We start from the raw sequence: 5,438 nt of genomic DNA on the forward strand, positions 1-5,438 counted from the left end.
CGCGTTGTAGCGCGCCATCAGCCGCAGATGTTCCACAAACTCAGACAACGATCCGCACCTCGCTCACATCGCCGTCCACCTCACGACAGGCCGCCAGCACCCGCCGTTCCAGATGGGTCTGCACATAGGCCCCGTGAAAGCGTGACGGCGCCCGCAGGGTCAATCGCCCCCCTGCCCGCTCCACCCGCTCAAGCCCGGCAATCCACGACGCGTACAGACCGGCATCCTCTGCATGCAACACCGCCTGGGCCAGCGACCACTCCGTCCCCTGCGACACATCCGGGGCCACCACGGCGCCCTTCACCGGCAAAGGCACCACTTTTGGTGCCTCCTCTTCTGAGGCCCCCATGCGCAACTCGAAATCCGGCCCCACAGCCGCCCAATACGCCTCCGTATCCATCAAGACGCGCTCCAGGTCCAACCCATGTTCAGACACGCGGCCCCGCGCGCCCTGCCGCTTCACAACCAACCAGCCCCGCGCCCGCAGCAATGCCATTTCGCGCTTCACCGTGCGTTCATCCACAGACCAAAGCCGCGCAATCTCGCGCTGCCCCACCGCCAGCTCATCCCGTGCCCAGTTGTAACGCGCGGTGATCAGCGTCATCAGCCGCAGAACACGCCGCTGCTCGTGCTTGCCCTGCGCCAACGCAAAGGCACCCAAGGCTGTCAGAATATCGTATTTGCGCGCAGACGCGCCCCGGCCCACCGGCCTCAGCGTTTGCATCACTGCCCTCATTTTCTTTGAATGGTCCGGGCTGTCCCGAACAACACCTGCCAACGGTGGGTTTCCCCGCGGTTCTGGCCGCTTTTCCGTCTCTGCCTCTGATTTGCGTCCGAAGCCGCGATTCTGTCAAGGGCGGATGTGGATAAGTTGTCAGACCCAAACCCAAATCAAAAGAAAAACAGGTTGATATGGTATTGGGGGACACCTTGACTGTCCCCTATTTCGCCCCTTTTGTCACCCAATAGGTGGTGGAGCGAAAAAACTGTCCCCCAAAATCTGTCCGGTAAACCGACCGCGCGTGCCAGCAACAGAATCACAACGTTCAGCCCTGCACGCATGCTCGACAGCGCAATCTGTCCCCGCGGGGACAACACTATTCCCCTTTTGCTTTTTCCGCAAAATCAGCGTAAATCTGGAAATGAGCAGAATTAGCGTCCCCATGGGGCCAAAAACCACCTGTCCCCGCGGGGACAAACGTACAGGCAGCGCATGTTCACGCACACAGACCTCGCCCAACTTCAGGCGCAATCCCTCAAAATGCAGGGCTTCATCCGCCAGCAAACCTACTCTCCCGAAAGCGAAAAGACGCTCCGCCGTTTCTCAAGCTGGGAGGTGGCGGAACTCATTTTTAAAGCCAACCAATCCACCCTGCGCGGTCGCCTCGCCGCCGACCCTTCCCTGCCCCAGGGCACGGTCGAAGAAGACGGCCGCCAACGCTGGTACACGCTTGATGAAATCAACGAGTTGCGCCGCCGCATCAAGGTGAACCGCAAATCGCTGATGCCCTACCGCCCGGCGAACAAGCGCGCCATCCGCGCCGCCATCGCCAATTTCAAAGGAGGTGCTGGCAAATCCACGACGGCCCTCCACTTCGCCCACGCCGCCGCCCTCGATGGCTACCGCGTGCTCTGCGTCGACTTCGACCCGCAGGCCACGCTCAGCCACTCCATGGGCCTCAGCGACGTGGCCGAGGAATATACCGTCTGGGGCATCATGGCGCGCGACTTGGGGCATGAAACGGACCGCATGAACTCCGCCCTGCGCGGCGCGGAATCGGGCACCGCCCTGCCCCAACGCAAGCTGCCCGCCGCGATCACCGACATGGGGCTGAACGACCTGCGCGCCAGCGACTTCATCAAGCCCACGAACTGGCCCACCATCGACATCGTGCCCTCCTGCGCCAACGCGGCCTTTGTCGAATTCGCCTCCGCCCAATATCGGCACATCAATCCCGAATGGTCCTTCTTCGCCGCTGTCTCGCGCTTCCTCGACCAGATCGCACCCGACACCTACGACCTCATCCTTTTCGACTGCCCGCCCGCCATCGGCTATCAGTCCATGAACGCGGTCTTCGCCGCCGACGTGCTCTACATCCCGTCCGGCCCTGGCTACTGGGAGTACGATTCCACCACGTCCTTCATCGGCCAGCTCTCTGAAGCGCTCGAGGATCTCTCCCGCTTCAACGGACTTGTCCCCGCGGGGACAATGACCTTGCCCAAGACGTTCCTCGACCTCCGCTTCCTGCTCACCCGCTATGAACCGGGCAACGAACTCCATCGCGCCATGCAGGGCGCGTTCCAAAAAGTATTTGGGGACCGGGTCTGCGAACACCCCATCGAAATGACCCGCGCCGTCGAACAATCCGGTCGGTTCCTGAGCAGCATCTACGAAATCGACTACCGCGATATGACCCGCGAAACCTGGCGCCGCGCCCGCGCTTCGTTTGATCGGGCCTATGAGGAATTCAAAACGAACCTGGGAACAGCCTGGGACCAATTGGAGGATGAGGCATGAGCAAGCGCCGCGTATTCGACATCGACTTCGAGCCGGACGCCGGCCTCGAGCCAGCAACAGAACGATCGAAGGCCCCTACCCCGGAAACGCGTCGTGGCCCCATGGCGGCGGCTATCTCGGAAAACGCCACGGCGCTCAGTGAACGCCAAACGGCTGAAGCAGAAATCCGGGCCGAGAATGACCGCCTTGCCCACGAATATGTGTCTCTAAAAAGGGATGGCGCCATCGTTGCCCGTGTTCCCCTCGGGGACGTGGCGATGAAGAAACTGACCCGCGACCGCAGCACAAACCGCGATCCGGACCTTGAAGAACTGAAAACATCCATCCGCGATCTGGGCCTATCCAACCCGATTCAGGTCGAAGACACCGGCGAAGGATACGAACTGATCCAGGGCTTCCGCCGCCTTAGCGCCTACAAATCTCTCTACGAGGAAACGGGTGACGACAAATACGCCTCCATCCCCGCCGTCCTCGTGGCCAAGGGCGAGGCACTCGAAAAACTCTACCGCCGCATGGTCGACGAAAACATGGTGCGGCGCGACATCTCCTTTGCCGAGATGGGCCAGCTTGCCTCCAGCTATGCCCGGCAAATGGACCTTGAATTGAACGATGCTATCGCTGTCCTCTTCGCATCTGCGGGGCGGCAAAAGCGTCACTACATAGGCAGTTTCAGTCTCTTGATGGACAAGCTGGGACCCCGCCTGCAGTTCCCCGAAGCAATCCCCCGCGCCCTCGGTCTAAAGCTGATCAAGGCACTGGAAGAACAGCCACGTGCAGTTCAGCAACTGAACGTCCTGCTTGAGCACCAGAAGCCCACGGATGCGGTTGCCGAGCTGGCCGTTCTGAACAAAGTTGTGGCCCCCAAACCCGTCAGCGAACAAACGGCACCTTCAACCTCCTCCAAGACGACGATCAAGCTGAACCGCAAGGCTGGTGCGGTGAAGGTCATCGGCGCCAAGGGTAAGATCGAATTGCAGATGAACCGCGACTTCGGCTCGGTCGATCCTCGCAAGCTCGAAGCCGCAGTGCGCGCCCTTCTCGATCAGCTCGATCTGTAATCTGTCCCCGCGGGGACAGACACAGAAAAGGAACTGTTTTCCCAACGATGCGTCCGCCGCGTTAACCCACCTGTCCCCGCGGGGACAAAACCGAAAGCCCGCCAATTCGGCGGGCTGTTTTGTGGGCGTCGGCAGCTTGTCCCCGCGGGGACAGATCGGATCAGCCCAACTCTTTTTCGATGATGTCGTTGACCAACCGGGCAAAACCTTGGGGATCTTCTTCGTGGGCAAGATGACCCAATTCGGCAAAGCGGTGCAGGGTGGCGTTGCGCATCCGGGACGTCACCTTTTCTGACACCTCGGGGGGCACAGTGGCGTCCTTGCCCCCGACGATGAAATGCACAGTGGATGGGTGGTTTGGCAAACCGGCCAGAAGCGGGTCCAACGCCCATTGCGCCATCATCAAAAGTGTCCCATCCACATGGTTCCGGTCGGCGACCAGTCGGCGATAAAGTTCTAGCCCATCAGCGTCCAGTTGCGATCCAGTTGAACTGATAAGCGCCTTGATCCTGTCCGGTCGATTGGACGCGCCTGAAAACAGGGATGCTGTGAATGGTACGGCTGCCAGCACCTTTGCCATCATCGGAAAGACAAGCCCCGCAAGCCCGTTGAACTGTGCCAATGCGGCGTTGATCCCGATGATGCGGGGTGCTTGTCCCCGCGGGGACAGATCGCTTTCCGCGAGCCTCAAAGCAACGGCTGCGCCTGCGGAATGACCAATGATGACATCCGGGATCCAGCCTTCCTGGTCACACAGTTTGGCGATGTCTTCAGCCATCTGATCAAGCCCGCTGCGATGCCGCGCGCCAAGCTGGGTGAAGCCCTGTCCTGGCAGGTCCAGAGCGACGATGTGATGGCTCTGTGCGAGTATGGGGATGAGGGCGGCATAGGAGTGGGTCGATCCCCCGGCGCCGTGCAGCATCAGCACCGTCTTCCCGGCACCTGTTTCCTGGATATGCCAGCGATGAACCGGACCTTGTCCCCGCCGGGACAGTTCGGAATTGGGCCATGTGTGAATTTGCGCCCAGTCCATGTTCTAGCTGTCCAAAGCTGCGTGCACCGCACCGCTTAGCCGCTGTGCCTCTGCGCGCGGCAAGGCAACATAAGGTGCGTCCAAGGCGCGGCTCAGCTCCTGTAGAGTGGGTTGAGGGCGGTTGGACATATCGATGACCAGCGCGGCCGTTCCAGAGCTGCGCAAGGCCGTTGCCATAGCGGTCGCGTCTTGCGTGGCCTGCGCCCGGTTTGCTTGGCCGTCGAGCGCTATGTTGGCGCGTCCATCGGTGATCAGAATGACGGTGGGTGTGAGCCCCTTGGCACCGCTTTGCTGCGCGAGCAGCAGGGCGTGTTGCAGGCCGGAGGCAAGGGGGGTGCCGCCTCCGCCGGGCAGAGCAGAGAGCCGCCGTTTGGTCTGAACCAGGGAACGGGTGGGGGGCAGGAGGGTTTCGGCCTCGGTGCCCCTGAATGAAATGAGAGCGACGTGGTCCCGGCTGGCATAGGCATCTGCGAGCAGGAGTTCGATGGCGCCCTTGGCCTCTCCCAGTCTGGACACGGCGGCTGAACCGGAGGCGTCGACGGTGAAGATCAGAAGGCGGTCGGATTGTTCGGCGTAGCGCTTGAGGCGGATATCGGAGGGTCGGATGAGCAGGCCCGTGCGGTCCGGCTGTTGTTGGCGCCGAAGAGGCTGCCACGGGGCGGCGGCCCGAAGGGTGGCGATCAGGTCGATGCGCGAGGTGCCGTCGAGCCGCCCGGGACGTGAGGGCAGGGGGCGGCCGCGGGGGGTGGGGGTGGGGTTTTTTCAGGGCCCCCCCCCCCCCGCAATTAGGGTGTTGACCCCGCGGGCACAAACCTTGAAACACAACCCG

4 protein-coding genes and 1 pseudogene are annotated in these 5,438 nt (G+C 61.8%); 2 read left to right on the plus strand and 3 right to left on the minus strand.

Features of this window, described 5'->3' with window-relative positions:
- Nucleotides 1-40: 40 nt before the first annotated feature.
- Nucleotides 41-724 carry a hypothetical protein gene (locus AC6RA8_RS20800; RefSeq protein WP_500355516.1) on the minus strand — a complete coding sequence of 228 codons (684 nt, stop codon included), beginning with the start codon at nt 722-724 and terminating at the stop codon, nt 41-43.
- A gap of 489 nt (nt 725-1,213) precedes the next feature.
- Between AC6RA8_RS20800 and AC6RA8_RS20805 the strand changes: the two genes are divergently transcribed.
- A complete protein-coding gene (locus AC6RA8_RS20805; protein WP_500355518.1) occupies nt 1,214-2,518 on the plus strand; it encodes an AAA family ATPase in 1,305 nt (434 codons plus the stop codon).
- Nucleotides 2,515-3,576 carry a ParB/RepB/Spo0J family partition protein gene (locus tag AC6RA8_RS20810; protein WP_500355519.1) on the plus strand — a complete coding sequence of 354 codons (1,062 nt, stop codon included), beginning with the start codon at nt 2,515-2,517 and terminating at the stop codon, nt 3,574-3,576. Before AC6RA8_RS20805 ends, AC6RA8_RS20810 begins: the two co-directional genes overlap by 4 nt.
- Before the next feature lie 160 nt (nt 3,577-3,736).
- Here AC6RA8_RS20810 and bchO read toward each other — a convergent pair whose 3' ends face one another.
- Nucleotides 3,737-4,609: an alpha/beta fold hydrolase BchO gene (gene bchO, locus AC6RA8_RS20815; RefSeq protein ID WP_500355520.1), complete on the minus strand. Its 873-nt coding sequence runs from the start codon at nt 4,607-4,609 to the stop codon at nt 3,737-3,739.
- A 3-nt stretch (nt 4,610-4,612) separates the two neighbouring features.
- Nucleotides 4,613-5,350: pseudogene (locus AC6RA8_RS20820) on the minus strand (VWA domain-containing protein); the annotation flags it as partial.
- Nucleotides 5,351-5,438: the final 88 nt, after the last annotated feature.

Source organism: Tateyamaria sp. (assembly GCF_059783535.1).